The sequence below is a fragment of the Sphingopyxis sp. genome (assembly GCF_036402335.1).
In the GTDB taxonomy this organism is placed as follows: domain Bacteria; phylum Pseudomonadota; class Alphaproteobacteria; order Sphingomonadales; family Sphingomonadaceae; genus Sphingopyxis.
Genome location: NZ_DASWTD010000311.1, coordinates 1 through 16,772 on the forward strand (window position 1 = coordinate 1; position 16,772 = coordinate 16,772).

Genomic DNA, 16,772 nt, shown 5'->3' on the forward strand with positions numbered 1-16,772 from the left:
GTGCTTCGATGGCATTGCAGCAGGCAGGAGGGGTAGCGCCGGTCTCGACATGCTCGGGACGGATAGCCGCGATCACGGGGGCTCCGGCCATGATTTCGCCGGTCGCCATGGCGCGGACGATCTGGCCGCCGGGCAGCCGGATAGCGCATTGATCGCCCTGCCGCGTCACTACCGTACCCGCGAGCATGTTGTTTTCGCCGACGAAGCCGGCAACGAACGCGTTGGCGGGTGTTTCGTAGATCGTGTCGGGACGGCCGACCTGCTGGATGCGCCCCGCCGCGAACACCGCGATCCGGTCGGACATCGTCAACGCCTCGCCCTGATCGTGGGTGACGTAGACGATGGTGAGCCCCAGTGCGCGCTGGATCCGCTTGATCTCGACCTGCAGATGTTCGCGAAGCTGGCGGTCGAGCGCGCCGAGCGGCTCGTCCATCAGCACAAGGTCGGGTTCGAACACCAGCGCGCGCGCGAGCGCGACGCGCTGGCGCTGTCCGCCCGACAACGCGTCGGGACGCCGCTCGCCGAGTCCGTTGAGTTTTACCAGCGCCAGCGCGTTCGCGACTTTCTTCGCGGCTTCGCTTCCCCTGATCGCGCGCACGCGCAACGGGAAGGCGACATTTTCGGCAACGCTCATATGCGGGAACAGCGCGTAATTCTGGAAAACAACGCCCATGTTGCGCCGGTACGGCGGTCGGTCGGCAAGCGATGCGCCGCCCAGCAATATCTCGCCTGCGCTCGGTGTCTCGAACCCCGCGAGCATCATCAGCGTCGTCGTCTTGCCCGATCCCGACGGGCCGAGCAGCGTCAGAAATTCCCCGCGTTCGATCGCAAGGTCGAGGTCGGTGACGGCGGCCGGGCCGCTCGCGGCATAGCGTTTCTCGACACCGCGAAACTCGACGAGAGGTGAAGCGGTGGTCATTGGCCGATCAGCGCCCGATAGGCTGAGCCGAGCCGCCTGACCCCGTCGTCGATCTGACCCGGCGTCGTGTAGCTGTAGGACAGGCGGATATGGTTCCGCGGAGCAGCGGCGCTTTGTGCGGCGAAGAAGCGGCTGCCCGCGATCAGATGAACCCCGGCGTCGTGGGCGCGTGCGGCGAGCAAGTCGCCGTCGACATGGTCGGGCAGCGTCAGCCACACATAATAGCCGCCGTCGGGTACCGCGACCGCGGCGTCCGGGAGCTCGCGCGCGACGGCGGCGATGATATGATCCCGGCGCTTGCGATATTCGTGCTGCACGCGTGCGATATGCGCCGAAAACTGGTCCGAACGCGCGAATTCATAGATGGTCCGCTGGATGAGCGGCGACGAACCGCCCTCGGATTTGAGCTGGACCATCCGCGCGACTAGCGCGGGCTCGGCGGCGACCCAGCCGATCCGGAGGCCCGGCGCGACGAGCTTGGAGAATGTGCCGAGGTGAAAGACCGATCCCGAGCGATCGAGCGCTTTCAGCAGGGGCGCGTCGGGGCCATCGAAGCGCACGCGGCGATAGGGGCTGTCCTCGACGATCGGAATGCCCCGCGCCCCGGCCAGCGCGACGAGCGCTTCGCGCCGCGCGGCCGGCATCGTCGCGCCGGTCGGATTATGGAATTCGGGGATATTGTAGATGAATTTGGGCGGCGCCTTTCCTGCGGCAGCGCGCGCATCGAGCGCTGCCTCGAGCGCGTCGACGTCGAGCCCCGCCTCGTCCTGCCCGATCTCGATGAACTCGGCGCCGTAATTGCGGAAGATGGGGATGGCTGTGAAATAGGTCGGTGCGGTGACGACGATCGCATCGCCTTCGTCGAGCAGCAGGCGGCAGACAAGGTCGATGCCCTGCTTGGCGCCATTGGTAATCAGGATGTGGTCGGCGGTCAGCGTGCAGCCGTCCTCGTTCATCCACTCCGCGAGCCATTCGCGCAGATAGGGCTGCCCACGGCCCGACGCATATTGCAGCACCTCGTCGCGGTGCCCGGTCAGCGCATCGGCTGCGAACCGGCTGAGGTCGGGGAGCAGCTGCGGCGCCGCGAAACCCGAATCGAACAGGATGATCTCGTCGCCGAATTCCGAAGGGAAATGAGGAGCGGGAAGCTGCGTCGAAAGATGTTCGGCCCGGCGCGCCAGGCAATTGTCATTCCACAAATTTCGGCCCCTCCATTACCCCGCCTGCCGCGGAACAGCTCACCTGCCGGGAACGATGGTTCATGAGGGCGAATCCGCCATCGCCGGACGGGCAAAAAACGAATGGCGGATTCACGGCGTTCGTCGCTCATCCAGATCGGGAGGCGGGCAAAATGACGTCGACGATGAAGCATCTGGGCATGGCGTGCGTTGCGCTGATATCGCTGACGACCGCTGGTACGGCGCTCGCGGCGCATGGCGCACCCGACGATCCCTTTCCCTCGACCTATCGGCCCGCTGCATCGGCGCCGCTGGCGATCGTCGGGGCGACCGTGCTGACAGGCACAGGAACCGAAATCGCCGATGCGACGGTGCTGATCGCGAACGGCAAGGTCGAGGCGGTAGGGGCGGCGCTCCCGGTGCCCGAAGCCTATGTCCGGGTCGACGGCCGCGGCAAATGGGTGACCCCCGGGATCATCGACGCGCATTCGCACCTCGGTGTCGCGCCATCACCTGCCACGCCATCGCACGAAGACAGCAATGAAGCCGTCGCGCCCAATACGGCCGAGGTCTGGGCGGAGCATTCGGTCTGGCCGCAGGATCCGAAGTTCCGCCTCGCGCGGGCGGGCGGGGTGACGAGCCTGATGATCCTTCCCGGTTCGGCCAACCTGTTCGGCGGCCGTTCGGTGACGCTGAAGAATGTGCCGTCGGTGACGGCGCAGGGGATGAAGTTCCCGGGCGCCCCCTATGGCCTGAAGATCGCGTGCGGCGAGAATCCGAAGCGCGTCTACGGCAGCAAGGGGCGCTCCCCCGCGACGCGGATGGGCAATGTTGCGGGCTATCGCAAGGCGTGGATCGACGCCGCCGATTATGTTCGCCGCCAGGACAAGTGGGAAGCGGGCGGCAAGGCCGGCGATCCGCCGAAACGCGACTTGCAGCTCGAAACGCTCGCCGGGGTGCTGCGCGGCGAAATCCTCGTCCAGAACCACTGCTACCGCGCCGACGAGATGGCGGTGATGATCGATGTCGCACGCGAATTCGGGTTCAAAATACGTACTTTCCACCACGCCAATGAAGCGTTCAAGATCGCGCCCTTGCTCGCGAAAGAAGACATTTGCGTCGCGACTTGGGCGAACAGTTGGGGCGCCAAGATGGAATCGCTCGACGGGATCGAGGAGAATGCCCCGATGGTCGACGCCGCGGGCGGCTGCGCGATCATCCATTCGGACGACGGCCTGCTGATCCAGCGACTCAACCAGGAAGCCGGAATCGCGATGACTGCCGCCAATCACGCCGGCCTGCCGGTCAGTCGCGGCGAGGCGATCAAGTGGATTACGGCCAATCCCGCGAAGGCGATGGGGATCGCCGACAAGGTCGGCACGCTCGAGCCGGGCAAGATGGCCGACGTCGTGCTGTGGAGCGCGAACCCGTTCAGCGTCTATGCGCTCGCCGATCGTGTCTGGGTCGACGGCGTCGTTCAGTGGGATCGGTCTGATCCGCGCCATCAAAGACCGTCGGACTTCATACTCGGCCAGCCCGGACAGGAGTTCGTGCGATGATCCGCGCTCTTGCCGTCGCGCTCGCACTTGCCTGCGCCGGATCCGCCGCGGCCCAGACCGTCGCGATCACCGGCGGCCGCGTCGTCACGATGGGGCCGGCGGGAGAGATCGAGCGCGGTACGGTTCTGATCTCGGGCGGCCGGATCGTCGCAGTGGGGGCCGATGTCGCGGTGCCCGCCGAAGCGAAAATCGTCGATGCGACGGGCAGGATCGTGACTCCTGGCCTTGTCGCGGCGGGCACCGCGCTCGGGCTGATCGAAGTGCGCGCGGTCGAGACGACCGATGACCGCGCGACCGATGCGGATGAGTTCAGCGCGGCTTTCGACGCGGGCTATGGTCTCAATCCCGACTCGCTGCTGATCCCCGTCGCGCGGCTCGGCGGTATCACGCGTGCGATCACGACGCCGACCTATAAGGACAGAAGCGACCGCGAGCTGCTTTTTGCCGGGCAGGCGGCCGCGGTCGCACTCGATGGACCGGCGATGCTGATGAAGCGTGGCGTCGCGATGGTGCTCGACATGGGCGACGCCGGGGCCGAGCGCGCGGGGGGTGCCCGCGCCGCCGAACTCGTCGCACTGCGCGCGCTTTTTGCCGAGGTGCGCGACTACAAGGCGCGGCGCGCCGCCTATGATCGCGGCGAAACGCGCGATTATACGCTGTCCCGCGCCGACATGGACGCGCTCATCCCCGTCGTCGAGGGGCGCATGCCGCTGCTCGTCAGCGCGAACCGCGCCGCCGACATTCGCGATGCGCTGGCGCTGGCGCGCGAAGAACGGCTGAAGCTGATCCTCGAAAGCGCGAGCGAGGGCTGGCGCGTCGCGGAAGAGATCGCCGCCGCGGGGGTTCCGGTCCTTTTGACGCCAGTCGAAAATACGCCCGCATCGTTCGAGATGCTGGGCGCGACCCTGACCAATGCAGCACGTCTCGCCGCCGCGGGGGTCACCATCGCGATTGAGGGCAATGGCAATCACCGCGAGCGCGAGATGCGTTACAATGCGGGCAACGCGGCTGCGAACGGGCTCGACCGGAAGGCGGCGCTCGCCGCGATCACGATCAATCCCGCGCGCATTTTCGGGCTCGCCGACCGTATCGGTTCGCTCGAGGCGGGCAAGGAAGGCGATGTCGTGATCTGGGACGGCGATCCGCTCGATACGCTCGCGCGCCCGACCGCGGTCTTCATCCGCGGCGCCGCGCAGCCGATGACATCGCGCGCGACCGAGCTTCGCGACCGTTATCTTCCCGCCGTCCTGCCTTCTGCCAATGGAGAAACGCCATGAACGCCAATCGCCTTCTTGTTCTTTATTCGGGCGTGCTCACCGCCGCCTGCGCCATCGCCATGACGACCAGTGCCGGCGCCGACACCGCCCCCGCCAAGGCGGCGTTCGACGAGATCGACGTCAAACGCATCAATATCCGCGAGGACGACGGGACGATCCGCATGATCGTATCGAATACCAGTCGCTCGCCTGGGATCATCATGCACGGCAAGGAACGCCCGCACCCGAGCGGCAACCGCGGCGCCGGGATCATCTTCTACAACAACGAAGGGTCCGAGAACGGCGGCCTGACCTTCAGCGGGCAGAAAGGACCCGACGGCAAGGTATCGGGCGGCGGCCACCTGAGTTTCGACCAATATGAGCAGGATCAGGTGATCCAGCTGACACAGAATGAGTATAACGGCCGGCGCTGGGCCGCGATGGTGGTCAACGACCGTCCCGACGCCCCGCTCGATTTCGATATGGCCGAGCGGCTGTCGAAGATGCCCGACGGCCCCGAAAAGACCGCCGCGCTGCAAAAGGTGCAGGCGGACGGCAGCTTCGGCCGTCAGCGACTCTATGTCGGAAAGACCCGCGACCGCGAGTCGGCGGTGATGCTGAACGACGCCATGGGGCGTCCGCGCATCCTGATGAAGGTCACCCCGGACGGCAAGGCGTCGATCGACTTCCTCGACGACAAGGGCGGTGTGGTCCGCTCGGTCACCCCCGACGCCAAATGAGGCACGCCGCGCTCGTCCTCCTCGCGGCCACCGCGCTCGCGGGCTGCGCCGCGTCCGGGCGGCCGCAACCGGCGTCGGCGCCCGTCGCCGATGCGGCGCCCGCGATCGACCGCGATCCCTATCCAGGCACCTACCATGCGCCCGCCGCCGAACGCGTCGCATTGGTGGGTGCCACCGTGCTGACCGCGACGGGCGAAGAGATTGCGAACGGCACCGTGCTGATGGAGGGCGGCAAGATCGCCGCCGTCGGCGCGTCGCTCGCGGTACCGGACGGCTATCGGACGGTCGACGCGCGGGGCAAATGGGTAACCCCGGGGGTCATCGATGCGCACTCGCACCTCGGGGCCTGGGCACAGCCCGAGTCGGTCGACGCGCATAACGACGTCAACGAGATGACCGATCCGAACACCGCGCAGGTGTGGGTCGAACATTCGGTCTGGCCGCAGGATCCCGGCTTCGATGCGGCACGCGAGGCAGGGGTTACGGCGATGATGATCCTGCCCGGGTCGGGCAACCTGTTCGGCGGGCGCAGCGTGACGCTGAAGAATGTGCCATCGGTGACGATGCAGGGCATGAAGTTCCCGGGCGCCCCTTATGGCCTGAAAATCGCGTGCGGCGAGAATCCGAAGCGCGTCTATGGCGGGAAGGGACGATCGCCGGCGACGCGGATGGGCAATGTCGCGGGCTATCGCAAGGCATGGATCGATGCGCAGGATTATGCGCGCCGCCGGGACAAATGGGAGGCAGCCGGCCGGACCGGCGAGGCGCCGAAGCGCGACCTGCAGCTCGAGACCCTCGCCGGGGTCCTGAAGGGCGAAATCCTCGTCCAGAACCACTGCTACCGCGCCGACGAGATGGCGAACATGATCGATATCTCGCGCGAGTTCGGGTTCAAAATCCGCACCTTCCATCACGCTAACGAGGCCTACAAGATCGCACCGTTGCTGGCGAAGGAAGACATTTGCGTCGCCACCTGGGCCAATTGGTGGGGATACAAGATGGAGGTATATGACGCGATCGAGGAGAATGCAGCGCTCGTGCACGCCGCAGGCGGCTGCGCGATCATCCATTCGGACGATCCGGTCGTCATCCAGCGGCTGAACCAGGAGGCTGCGGCGGCGCTGTCGGCGGCGTGGCGCGCGGGGATCCGCATCAGCAAGGCCGACGCGATCCGCTGGTTCACCGCCAATCCGGCGAAGGCGCTCGGCATCGCCGACCGGGTCGGGACGCTGGAACCCGGCAAGAATGCCGATGTCGTCCTGTGGAGCCACGACCCGTTCAGCATCTATGCGCGCGCCGAAAAGGTCTGGATCGACGGCGGTATCGTCTTCGACCGTGCCGACGCCCGCTATCGCCGCCATTCCGACTTCCTGCTCGGCCAGCCCGGAGAGACACCATGACCCGCCGGTTTGCTGCGCTTGCGGCGCTTCTTCTTGCGACCCCGGCTTCGGCGGAGACGATTGCGATCGTCGATGCGCGGCTAATGACAATGACCGGCACCGGCGAGGTCGAGCGGGGTACGATCGTGATCCGCGACGGACGCATCGCGGCGCTCGGTGCCGATGTCGCGGTTCCCTCCGATGCGCGCATTATCGACGGGCGCGGCGGGGTCGTGACGCCGGGTTTCATCCAGACTGACAGCACGCTGGGGGCGGTCGAGGTCAGCCAGGTTCCGGCGAGCGCAGATCGTGCGACACACAGCGCGGCGATCAGCGCGGGCTTCGACATTTCGCTCGGCCTTAACCCCGACTCGATCCTGCTGCCCGTGTCGCGGCTTGCGGGCATCACCCATGCGGTGACCACGCCGCTCTATGACGACCGTCGCGGAAGGGCGCTGCAGTTCGCCGGGCAGGCCGCGGTGATCGATCTTGCCCAGCGACCGCAAATGGTGACGCGTGCGCGCGCCGCGATGGTGCTGGAGATGGGCGAGGGCGGGGCCGAGCGTGCGGGCGGCGCGCGCGGATCGGCGATCGTCCAGCTACGCGCGACGCTGGCCGACGTCCGTCATTTCGCCGCGCACCGCGCGGCCTATGATCGCGGCGAGGGACGGCCGCAGCCGCTTTCGCGCGTCGATCTCGAGGCGCTCGTTCCGGTGGCCCAGGGCCGCATGCCGTTGATCGTCAAAGTCGATCGCGCGTCGGATATCCGCGAAGTGATCGCGCTAGCGCGCGAGGAGAAGCTGCGCATCATCCTCGACGGCGCGGAGGAGGGGTGGCGCGTTGCGGATGCGATATCCGCCGCGAAAGTCCCCGTCATCCTCGATCCGCTCGCCGATTTGCCGCGCAGCTTCTCCGAGCTCGGTGCAACGATGGAAAATGCCGCACGGCTTCACGCCGCCGGGGTTACGATCGTCATCAAGACGGGAAGCGGCGTCGCGCACCGCGCGCGCGAGCTGCGCTATGGCGCGGGCAACGCCGTCGCCTGGGGCTTGCCGCATGACGCAGCGGTGGCCGCGATCACCGTCAACCCCGCGCGGGTCTTTGGCGTCTCCGACCGCATCGGGACGCTCGAGACGGGGCGCGCCGCCGATTTGGTGCTGTGGAACGGCGACCCGCTCGAACCGCTCTCGCAGCCGCAGGCGCTGTTCGTCGAGGGAAGCGAAAAGCCGCTTACGGCCCGCCCGCTGGAATTGCGCGACCGCTATATGCCGTCCCCGCCCTGATCGCTCAGGGCAGCGGCTTCCCGTCGATATCGACCAGTTCGAGCGCCGGGAAGCGTTGGCGGAGCGCGCCGATCCACTGGCTTGAATCGCCCGCGATGACGATGGTCGCCTGATCGGCACGCAGATGAGCGGCGATCGCAGCGGCGATGCGTTCGGGCGGCGGCGGCGCCGACGATGCGAGTTCGGCAGACAGCGCCTCCAGCGGCGCACCACTTGCAGCCAGCGTGGCCAGATAATCGGCGAGGCCCGCGGCGCGTTCGGTCTGTCCCGACAGACCATTGGCAAGGTAGACGCTGCGCTCGCCGGCGCGCGCGGCGTCGATCGGTTCGCGGCCGAAACGCCCGATCTGATCGAGGATCAACCCGACCACCTCGTTCGCCGAGGCGGTCTTGGTCTGGGTGACGGCCATCAGAAAGGCGGCGTCGCGGCGGCTGTCGAGCAGGCTGCCGGCGCCGTAGGTGAGGCCGCGTTTGACGCGGATCTCCTGCGTCAGCCAGCCCTGGAAGCCGCCGCCGAGTGCAGCGTTGGCGATGCGGAGCGAGGGCCAGTCGGCATCGCGCCGCCCGGCGGCGGGCAGCGCGGCGATGACCGCCGCCTGCGCGACCCCCGGCATGTCGACCGCGACCACGCGCGGCCTGACCGATACGGTACCGCGGGGCGTCGAAGCCGGGGCCATGCCGCCCTTCCACGCGCCGAAGCTGCGTTCGGCCAGCGCGATGGCGGCCTCGGACGACAGCGCGCCGGTGACGATCAGCGTCGCGGCCTTCGGGCCCCAGGTTTCGCGCTGCGCGTTGGCGATGCCGCCCCGCGTTACCGCGCCAAGGCTGGCGGCGGTCGGGACCGCGCCATAGGCTGTCTTGCCAAAGATCGCGGCGGGCAGTGCGCGCATCGCGGTCTGCATCGGCTGTTTCGCGGCGACGGCGATTGCGGACACTTGCTGGCCGCGCACCGTTTCGAGCGCGTCGGCGGGAAAATCGGGCCGCATCGCGACGTCGGCGAGAATACGTGCCGCTGCCTCGATATTGGCGGCAGGCGCATTGACCGAAAAGACCGTCGCATCGGCGTCCGAGCTCGCGCCGATCGTGCCGCCGAGCGCCGCGATATCGCTGGCGATCCGGTCGGCGCTGCGCCCGCCCGCACCCTTGAGCGCCAGCGCCGCGGCAATGTCGCCGCGTCCGGCCTCGCCCGCGGGATCCGCGGCGTCGCCGCCGTCGATGACGAGCCGGACGCTCGCGAGCGGAACCTTCGACGATTGAGCGACGACGACGCGCAGGCCGTTGGAAAGGCGGCGCTCGGTCAGCGCCGGCGCCACCGAGGGGAGAGCTTCGGCGGGACCGGGGCGGGCTTCGCGGGAACCCTCGCTCGCGATGACGACCGGCGGCTGGCTTGCGGGCGGGACCACGGGACCCATTCTGGATACGTCGGGGGTGCTGTCGCCGCTGTAGCCCGCCGGGCGCAGGCTTTCGTCGCGATAGCGCAGCGTCACTCTTCTATTGTCATCGAGCCAGCTCTTCGCGGCACGCTGGAGGTCGGCGGAGGTCATCCGGCGGATGGCGTCGAGCCGCGCATCGGCGAGCGACGGGTCGCCGGTCAGCGCGGCACCGCCGCCAAGCTCGTAGGCGCGGCCGCGCGCAGTCTCGCGCCGCGCGAGCGCGTCGCCGAACAGGCCGTTCTTGACGGCGTCGAGTTCGGCAGGGGGCAGCGGCGTGTCGCGAAGCCGCGCGATCTCTCCCGCAAGCGCCGCTTCGGCATCGGCGATTTCGCGCCCCTTGGCGAGCGTCACGACAAGCGCGAAGGCGTGGCCGTCGCGGGCCGGGAGATTGTAGCTGGTGACTGCCGACGCGACGCCCTTTTCGTCGATCAGGTGGCGCCGCAGGCGCGATGCAGAGCCGCGCGTGAGCACCGCCTCGATCAGGTCGATACCTGCCGCATCGGCGTCGGCGGCGAAGGGTGCGCGCCAGGCAAAGGCGACTGCGGGTAGCGGAACGTTCGGCGCATAGGCGTCGATCGTCCGCGCCGTGACCGGACGGCCCCTTGCGGGATCGCGCGGGATCGCGCGGTCGGGGCGCGGCACCGAACCGAGGTAGCGGTCGGCCCAGGCGTCGAGCTGGGCCGGATCGAAATTGCCCGAGACGACGAAGACAGCATTGTCGGGCCGGTAATAGGCTTCGTGAAACGCCTGGACATCGGCGAGCTCGGCCTGGTCGAGATCGGCGATCGTGCCGCCGATCGGGCGGGCATAGGGGTGGCCGTCGAACGCGAAGGCGGGGAGCAATGTATAGAGGATGCGTCCATAGGGCTGCGACAGGACGCGCTGGCGCAGTTCTTCCTTCACGACGTCGCGTTCGGAGTGGAAGGATTTCTCGTCGATCACGAGGTTGCGCAGCCGCTCGCCCTCGAGCCAGAGCATGCCTTCGAGCTGGTTTGCGGGAACGGTGATGTAATAGTCGGTATAGTCGAACAGCGTCGAGGCGTTGGTGTTGCCGCCCATCGCATTGACCGCTTCGAGCACCCCGCCGGGCAGGTTGCGCGTCGTCTTGAACATCAGATGCTCGAACAGGTGCGCGAAGCCGCCGCGTGCCGGGGGGTCGTCGCGCTGCCCGACGTCGTACCAGATGTTGACCGAGACCGTCGCGGTGCCGGTGTCACGGATTGCATAGAGCGTCGCGCCGTTGGCGAGCACGCGCCTGGTGAAGTCGAGCCGCGGGACGTCGAGCAGCGACGGTGCCGCCGCTTCGCTTTCCGCCGCCGCGACGGAGGCGAAAGGCAGCGGGCTCGCAGCGAGGAGCAGGACGGTGAGCAAACTGCGCATCGGGTTTTCCTTGGACTTTGGCGAAAAGGAGACCGGGTTTCAGTGGAGCAGCGACTGGCCGCCCTGCCGGATCACGCGGCCGCGCTGCATGACGAAGAGCGGCCTTTCGGTGACGCGGATGTCGATGATCGGATTGCCGGGCACGGCGACGATGTCGGCCGCCTTGCCGACGCCGAGCGTCCCGATTTCGGCGTCGAGGCCGAGGAGGCGCGCCGCGTTGCTCGTCCCCGCGAGCAGCGCCGCCACGGGCGGCATGCCGGCATCGACCATCAGACCAAATTCCATGGCGTTGCGGCCGTGACCGTCGGGCCGCACCGTCGCATCGGTGCCGAGCGCGATCGGCACGCCGAGGCGCAGCGCGGTCTTGAACATATCGCCGTGCGCGGCGGCGGCGGCGCGGGCTTTCTCGGCGATATTGGGCGGATAACTGTCGGCGTTCTTCTCCACCCAGTCGATCGCCATGAAGGTGGGGACCAGAAAGACGCCTTTTGCCTTCATCCGCTTCAGCGTGTCTTCGGAGAGGAAGCTGCCATGCTCGATCGAATCGACCCCCGCCTCGACCGCGAGCCGCGAAGCGGTGTCGCCGTGCGAATGCGCCGCGACCTTGCGTCCCCAATGATGCGCTTCGCCGATCGCTGCGTCGAGTTCCTCGCGCGTGAACTGCGGGACGTCGACGGGATCATAGGAAAGAACGCCGCCCGACGCGCAGACCTTGATGACGTCGGCGCCCCATTTGATCTGGTTGCGCACGGCGTCGCGGCACTGGTCGGCGCCGGTGCACACGCCTTCGCGCGGGGTCAGCGGCGCGACGCGCTGTGTGGGGTAGGGCGCCCGGTCGCAACTTCCCCCGGTGGCGGTGATCGCATTGCCCGCCGCGAGGATCCGTGGCCCAGGGGTCAGGTTCGCAGCGATCGCGTTGCGAAGGCCGACGTCGATGAACTCGCGCGCACCGACGTGGCGCACGGTGGTGAAGCCCGCCTCGAGCGTCCGGCGGGCGTTGGCGCCTGCGTAAAAGGCCATTTCGGTTGGATTGCGCATCAACTCGTTGAGTGTCTTTCGATAATAATTTTCGTCGGGTTCGAGCGTCAGATGCGAATGGACGTCGATGAACCCCGGCAGCAGCGTGGCATCGCCAAGATCGATCGTCCGCGCACCGTCGGGGATCGGGGCGTCGTCCCCGACGCCGATGATTTGCCCGTTCCGGACGACAACGACGGCGTCGCTGCGCATCCGTTCGCTCGTCGCGTCGAACATCCGTGCGGCGCGCAGGACGATCGTCTCCGACGCATCCTGCGCCGACCCCGTCGCCGCCGATCCCGCGCATAGCAACAAAAGGCCGGCCGCGAGTGCTCGCGCGATGCCATTGGCGGTTTTCCGCATCGTTGATCCCCCGCAAGGTCCCGGCCAACCGGCGCCGGGATCGCTGCTCCTGACTATATGAGCGGCGACGCGCCCAAATCCGCCAGCCCGGATGGCGGATTTCGACGGTCCCACCCCTCATTGTCATTGTCCAATGGCATTTTCAGGGAGGCGCGCCATGTCTGTTACCCGGATCGAGGGATCTTTCGTCGCGACAGTTACGCCGTTCGACAGTCGGGGAGAGATTGATTTCGGCGCATGGCGGATGCTGCTCGATCGTCAGCAGCAACATGGAACGCGCGCGATCCTGTTCATGGGATCGACCGGCGAGCCGTCGCTCCTCTCGCCCGAGGAGAAAAAGCGGATCATTGTCGAAACGGTGAAGATGCGGACGGGCGGCATGGCCTTTTTCTATGGCTGTACCGGCCCGTCGACCGGGCAGGTGATCGAGAATGTCCGTTTTGCGGCGGCGAACGGCGCCGATGGCGCGATCATCGCGCCGCCGCCCTATATCTGCGCGTCGGAAGCCGATATCGAGCAATTCTATCTGGAGGTTGCCGACGCGGTCGACCTGCCGCTCGGCATCTATAACAACCCGCCGCGCGTGAAGACCGATCTGCACTGGGACCGGCTGCTGCGGCTCTTTCGCCATCCCAACATCGTCATCCACAAGGAATCGACAGCGCGCGTCGGGCAGGTGGCGCAAATCCTGGCCGCGGCGCCAGATGTTTCGGTGATGTGCTGCGACTCGCCCAACCTCGGCCTCGTCGTCCCTACGATGGCGCTGGGCGGCCACGGCACCGCGAACATGGGGGGCAATATCGCACCTGCGGAAATGGCCGCCATCTCGGCGCCTTGGGCGGGGGAGGACGAAGCGGCGACCTTTCGCGAGCAATATCTCAAACTTCTGCCGCTACTCCATTTCAACTATTCGGCGATCAATCCCGTCGCGATCAAATCGCTGATGCGCGCGTGCGGTTTGCCGGTAGGCGGCCTTCGCAAGCCGCTTCGCGAACTCGACAGTCCGGACCTCGCGAGCGGACTGCGCATCGTAAAAGATCTCGGTCTGGCCGAAAAATATCGCTACTCCGGCTAAGGCCGCGCACGACGATATACCGGAGCTCACCGCTCCCCGTCCCGGGGAAGGCACCACAGCGAATTCAGCCCGCAGAGCCGTTCCAGCATCGGCGCATACTGGTTCTTGATCGCGGCCCTTTCCTTTTCGCCCAGATGCTGAACGGCAAATCCGTGCGGCCCTTCCTGGATGATGAAGGTGAGCGGATTGATGCCCGGCTTCACTCCACCGAGCGCCTGATTGGACACGTTTGGCGCGTAATGCATGATGTGCGGGTTGGTCGATGTCTCGACATCACCCGACTTCTCGGGATCGATATAGGTCCGCAGGATCGGCGAGAGCATGTATGAAACGCCGCCGCGATCGGGTGCCTTGTAATAACCGTCGGCGTAGCGCTCCTTGATCAGCTTCTTGAGGTCGGCAGGGGGCGTGCCTTTCGCCTGGAGTTCCGCCGCGTCGAAAAATACCCGCATGTTGGCTTTCGATCCCGCCTCGTCGAACGCGACTGGATAGATGATGTCGTCCCGATATGCCGAAAGCGGCCAGTCTCCACGAAACGCATCGTCGCCTGTCCGGGCGAGAAAGGCATGGAAACCATTTGTGCCGGCGCGGGCCACTTCAAAGCCCTTGCGCGGGTCGAGCACATAGATCGTGGCGCGCTCCTGAAGATGCTGCGGGAGCGCGCTCTCTGCCAACTGTATCTCAAGGTCGCGGGGCAAATGGAAGGAATCGGCCGCGGCGGCGCGGGTGGCCGATTTCGCAGGTTCATGCCGGTCATCGCGGGCGCCTGGCGGCGCGTCGGAGCATCCTGCGAAGATCAGCGAGGCCATGCAAACTCCCGTCAGATGCGTCTTGTTCATTGCCGGACTCCTTGCTTGTCGTGCGCCGTCGTTGAAAGGTCAGTTGCCCAGATCGTCGGAAATGCCGGCGTTCACGCGCGGCCATTGCGCGATCGGTCGCCCGTCGACGCGGAACGGATGGACGCGATCATTCTCGCCCCAGCCTTGCGGCCAGCCCGGCGGCGACAGTTCCTGCTCCTCCTGTCGCCCGTAGACGGTGAGATCGAGAAGCCGGTAGCTGTTGTCCATCGCCTCGACCCCGCGCCGCGTCGTCCAATATGTCTCGAAGACATCGGAACCCTGTCGCAAGTAGCAGATGAGGTACATGCTGCCCGCTTCGCGGCCGGCCAGTAGCGCATCGAGCGAATCCGTCACCGAATACCATGGCACGTCCCACCCCATGAAATCGCGATACCGTGCGCTTTCGTCGTAAGGCCCCTGGCAGAACGTCGCATAGGTCACGTCGCGCGAATGAATGTAGCTTAGTTCGCGCACTTGCGAGGTGAACCAGCTGCAGCCCTGGCATTGCCTTGCTGCAGGCCTGCCGGCGAACCACATATAATAATAGGCGATGAGCATTCGCCGACCCTCGAATGCGTCGAGCAGGGTCGTCGGGCCGTCCTTGCCCGTCAGTCGCGCCGTGCCGTCGACCGCCACCATCGGAAGCCGGCGCCGCGCCGCCGCGATTTCATCGCCAGCGCGCATATGTGCCTTTTCCCGCGCCCGTAGACCGTCCAGTTCCATCTGGAACGTCGCCCGGTCTGCCACCATTGGCGCTGCAGCCTCATTTTCCGATATGTTCATCTTCCTCTCCGGATTTGATCCTGGTTCTTCGTCCAAGCCCTCGGGCAGCAGCGTGCAGCGCGAAACGGGCTGGCACCTTCTTCCGAGGCTCAAGCTTGCCTATTCCGGACGCTTCCGGCCTCTCTGCGTAATATACATGGCGAAGCGCTCATCGTTCCGTGCATGGATCGAGCAGCTTGTGTGCATGAAATGCACAGCTTCTTTCGACGCTACGGCGGCCAGGCCATCGATGTGATCCGCGTCGACGCAGCGCGGCGCGCCGGTGCCCCATAAAGCGAACCCGCGCGATCGCAGCGGCGATTGCACGCGGCGGGGCGACTTCCGATCCGGGCGAAACCGGGAGCCGCGCGTGCCGTGCTTGGTAGCGGACAGTCCGCAATCGGCCATTGCCGATGTGTGTGATGCGGGACTGGGTGCGCCGAGCGGAAGGGTTCGACGTGTCGGATCGAGGAACGGCTATTTGCGCCGGGCGTTTTGCATCTGCAGTCCGGAGGCGAAATGCCCGTTCCCATATTCCATCGCAGAACAACCGTGGGCGGAGTGGACGTCTTCTACCGCGAGGCCGGGCCGCCGGACGCCCCGGTCGTCCTGCTGCCCCACGGTTATCCCTCGCTCCTCGCGCTCGGCCGCCAGGAGTTGTGGGAGGATTCCCCCAGGGGATATCCGCAGACCAAGTCCTATGACTGGTGGCCGTGGCACGACACGCTCGAGACAGGCCCCGATGGCTGATGGAGAAGCACATGATCCGCGCTCGGAAAACCAGGCACCTTCGTGCCGAGATCGACGGGGTAAACCTCTTCTATCGCGAGGCCGGCGCCGTCGATACACCGGGCCTACTGCTGCTCCACGGCCAGCCCTGCTCGTCGCATTATTTTCGTGACGTCATCGGTCCGCTTTCGGACGTCGCGCATGTCGTCGCGCCCGACCTGCCCGGGTTCGGGTTCACCGAGGCCCCGGACGACTATCCTTACACGTTCGACGCCATGGCGCGGACGATCGACGCGCTCACGCGGAAGATCGGGATGGAACGCTTCTTCCTCTATGTTCATGATTTCGGGGCGCCTGTTGCTTATTATCTGGCGCTGGCATGCCCCGACCGCGTGCTCGGGCTCATCATTCAGAACGGCAATGCCCACGAGGATGGGCTTGGCCCGGACTGGATCCCGAACAAGGCTTATTGGGCCAACCCGACGCCGGAGAACCGGGCGAAGCTGCCGGAGTGGCTGAACTTCGAGGGCGTGCGTCATACCTATGTCGGCGACATCCCCGATCGGCTCGTGCCATTCTTCGCACCGGAAGGCTGGCATTTGGACTGGGAGAGGATGAGCCAGCCGGGGTGGGTCGATATCCAGTTCCGGATATTCGCAGACTATGGGAACTATGTTGCCCGTTTCGCCGAAATCTCGGAATATCATCGCAATCACCAGCCGCCTGCGCTGATGCTATGGGGCCGGCACGACCCCTATTTCGAGATCGGGGAAATTCTCGCTTACGGCCGCGAGCTCGAGCGGCTCGACATGCATATCTATGATGCGGCGCATCTCCTGCTCGAGACCCACCATGAGGAAT

Annotated in this window: 14 protein-coding genes; 8 read left to right on the forward strand and 6 right to left on the reverse strand. The window is 66.5% G+C overall.

The window, feature by feature from the left end:
- Window positions 1-919 (reverse strand): ABC transporter ATP-binding protein (locus VGD20_RS09630; protein WP_331134232.1); only part of this gene is annotated, 919 nt, incomplete at its 3' end.
- Window positions 916-2,118: a PLP-dependent aminotransferase family protein gene (locus tag VGD20_RS09635; protein ID WP_331134233.1), complete on the reverse strand. Its 1,203-nt coding sequence runs from the start codon at window positions 2,116-2,118 to the stop codon at window positions 916-918. The genes VGD20_RS09635 and VGD20_RS09630, both read right to left, overlap by 4 nt.
- 152 nt (window positions 2,119-2,270) lie before the next feature.
- On the opposite strand from VGD20_RS09635, the gene VGD20_RS09640 reads away from it, so the two are divergent.
- The 5 genes from VGD20_RS09640 to VGD20_RS09660 are packed head-to-tail and all read left to right on the forward strand — an operon-like array spanning window position 2,271 to window position 8,314.
- Window positions 2,271-3,656: an amidohydrolase gene (locus VGD20_RS09640; protein WP_331134234.1), complete on the forward strand. Its 1,386-nt coding sequence runs from the start codon at window positions 2,271-2,273 to the stop codon at window positions 3,654-3,656.
- Window positions 3,653-4,933: an amidohydrolase family protein gene (locus VGD20_RS09645; RefSeq protein WP_331134235.1), complete on the forward strand. Its 1,281-nt coding sequence runs from the start codon at window positions 3,653-3,655 to the stop codon at window positions 4,931-4,933. Before VGD20_RS09640 ends, VGD20_RS09645 begins: the two co-directional genes overlap by 4 nt.
- Complete coding sequence (locus VGD20_RS09650) at window positions 4,930-5,652, forward strand: hypothetical protein (protein ID WP_331134236.1); 723 nt, start codon at window positions 4,930-4,932, stop codon at window positions 5,650-5,652. The genes VGD20_RS09645 and VGD20_RS09650 overlap by 4 nt, the downstream gene beginning before the upstream one ends.
- Window positions 5,649-7,052, forward strand: a complete 1,404-nt coding sequence (locus VGD20_RS09655) for an amidohydrolase (RefSeq protein WP_331134237.1) — start codon at window positions 5,649-5,651, stop codon at window positions 7,050-7,052. Before VGD20_RS09650 ends, VGD20_RS09655 begins: the two co-directional genes overlap by 4 nt.
- The gene (locus tag VGD20_RS09660; RefSeq protein ID WP_331134238.1) at window positions 7,049-8,314 is read left to right on the forward strand and encodes an amidohydrolase family protein; all 1,266 of its coding nucleotides are present in this window, start codon (window positions 7,049-7,051) and stop codon (window positions 8,312-8,314) included. The genes VGD20_RS09655 and VGD20_RS09660 overlap by 4 nt, the downstream gene beginning before the upstream one ends.
- Before the next feature lie 4 nt (window positions 8,315-8,318).
- Here VGD20_RS09660 and VGD20_RS09665 read toward each other — a convergent pair whose 3' ends face one another.
- Window positions 8,319-11,126 carry a pitrilysin family protein gene (locus tag VGD20_RS09665; RefSeq protein WP_331134239.1) on the reverse strand — a complete coding sequence of 936 codons (2,808 nt, stop codon included), beginning with the start codon at window positions 11,124-11,126 and terminating at the stop codon, window positions 8,319-8,321.
- Between the two features lie 39 nt (window positions 11,127-11,165).
- Window positions 11,166-12,506: an amidohydrolase family protein gene (locus tag VGD20_RS09670; protein ID WP_331134240.1), complete on the reverse strand. Its 1,341-nt coding sequence runs from the start codon at window positions 12,504-12,506 to the stop codon at window positions 11,166-11,168.
- A 157-nt stretch (window positions 12,507-12,663) separates the two neighbouring features.
- Here VGD20_RS09670 and VGD20_RS09675 point away from each other — a divergent pair, with 157 nt between their 5' ends.
- Entirely contained in the window at window positions 12,664-13,581 is a 918-nt protein-coding gene (locus VGD20_RS09675) for a 4-hydroxy-tetrahydrodipicolinate synthase (RefSeq protein ID WP_331134241.1), read from the forward strand.
- 26 nt (window positions 13,582-13,607) lie between these two features.
- Here the strand turns inward: VGD20_RS09675 and VGD20_RS09680 are convergent, their stop codons facing one another.
- The gene (locus VGD20_RS09680) at window positions 13,608-14,420 is read right to left on the reverse strand and encodes a hypothetical protein (protein WP_331134242.1); all 813 of its coding nucleotides are present in this window, start codon (window positions 14,418-14,420) and stop codon (window positions 13,608-13,610) included.
- 39 nt (window positions 14,421-14,459) lie between these two features.
- Window positions 14,460-15,203, reverse strand: a complete 744-nt coding sequence (locus VGD20_RS09685) for a DUF899 family protein (RefSeq protein ID WP_331134243.1) — start codon at window positions 15,201-15,203, stop codon at window positions 14,460-14,462.
- Between the two features lie 540 nt (window positions 15,204-15,743).
- Here VGD20_RS09685 and VGD20_RS09690 point away from each other — a divergent pair.
- Both VGD20_RS09690 and VGD20_RS09695 read left to right on the forward strand, forming a co-directional pair.
- On the forward strand, window positions 15,744-15,932 hold the full coding sequence (locus VGD20_RS09690; protein WP_331134244.1) for a hypothetical protein: 189 nt from the start codon (window positions 15,744-15,746) through the stop codon (window positions 15,930-15,932).
- 11 nt (window positions 15,933-15,943) lie between these two features.
- Window positions 15,944-16,772, forward strand: an 829-nt coding sequence (locus tag VGD20_RS09695; RefSeq protein WP_331134245.1) for an alpha/beta fold hydrolase, incomplete at its 3' end; no start/stop codon positions are given.

Coding starts and splice junctions, on each gene's coding strand:
- VGD20_RS09640 (WP_331134234.1), top strand. CDS start 2,271: ATGACGTCGACGATGAAGCATCTGGGCATGGCGTGCGTTGCGCTGATA.
- VGD20_RS09645 (WP_331134235.1), top strand. CDS start 3,653: ATGATCCGCGCTCTTGCCGTCGCGCTCGCACTTGCCTGCGCCGGATCC.
- VGD20_RS09650 (WP_331134236.1), top strand. CDS start 4,930: ATGAACGCCAATCGCCTTCTTGTTCTTTATTCGGGCGTGCTCACCGCC.
- VGD20_RS09655 (WP_331134237.1), top strand. CDS start 5,649: ATGAGGCACGCCGCGCTCGTCCTCCTCGCGGCCACCGCGCTCGCGGGC.
- VGD20_RS09660 (WP_331134238.1), top strand. CDS start 7,049: ATGACCCGCCGGTTTGCTGCGCTTGCGGCGCTTCTTCTTGCGACCCCG.
- VGD20_RS09665 (WP_331134239.1), bottom strand. CDS start 11,126: ATGCGCAGTTTGCTCACCGTCCTGCTCCTCGCTGCGAGCCCGCTGCCT.
- VGD20_RS09670 (WP_331134240.1), bottom strand. CDS start 12,506: ATGCGGAAAACCGCCAATGGCATCGCGCGAGCACTCGCGGCCGGCCTT.
- VGD20_RS09675 (WP_331134241.1), top strand. CDS start 12,664: ATGTCTGTTACCCGGATCGAGGGATCTTTCGTCGCGACAGTTACGCCG.
- VGD20_RS09680 (WP_331134242.1), bottom strand. CDS start 14,420: ATGAACAAGACGCATCTGACGGGAGTTTGCATGGCCTCGCTGATCTTC.
- VGD20_RS09685 (WP_331134243.1), bottom strand. CDS start 15,203: ATGAACATATCGGAAAATGAGGCTGCAGCGCCAATGGTGGCAGACCGG.